Source organism: Salegentibacter tibetensis, from assembly GCF_020164485.1.
Taxonomy (GTDB): domain Bacteria; phylum Bacteroidota; class Bacteroidia; order Flavobacteriales; family Flavobacteriaceae; genus Salegentibacter; species Salegentibacter tibetensis.
Window position 1 is genome coordinate 1 of the sequence record NZ_JAIQZA010000105.1, and the last position, 582, is coordinate 582.

The window sequence follows — 582 nt, forward strand, 5'->3', positions numbered from 1 at the left end:
GGTAATTTTTTCTACCCAGGGCCAATGGCCTGATGGCATTCTCCACTAAATTATTATCGATCTCCAGAATACCATCAAAAAGATAGGCGCTCAGCTGGTCCCAACGATCCATAGAATACTTGAAGGCCTTTCCGATAGGACTCTTTGGAAGAATCAGTTGATGTTTCATCTGATCGAACATCCATTTTCCAAATTCATTAATAACGGGCAGTGCTTTTTCCAGGCGCAGAGATTTACGCTGCTGCGGGCTTAAGTTTTGCTCTCGTGCCTGGGCTTCCACCGCGTAGAGTTTCTGGATAAAGCTTAATGCTTTTTCAGCACGCTCCCTATCATTATCCTTTGCTTTATCAAATTCCCTTCTGGCGTGGGCCCAGCAGTTCAGGTGGGTAACCCCTTCACGCTTGCCGATTTTATCATATGCCGCATAGCCATCACTTTGAAGGTAGCCTTTAAACCCGGCCAATACATGATCGGCAGCCTCACGGCTACGCCCGGGCTGATAATCAAAGAGTACGGTACCATCTATGGGACAATGATGTACCCAATAATAACCTTGATGTGTTTTTCCTTTTTTAGCAGGAT

At 45.7% G+C, this 582-nt stretch carries 1 protein-coding gene; it reads right to left on the reverse strand.

Annotated features, from left to right (window positions below; all coding sequences use genetic code 11):
• On the reverse strand, positions 1–582 hold a 582-nt coding region (gene tnpC / locus LB467_RS19610), incomplete at both ends, for an IS66 family transposase (protein ID WP_224475664.1).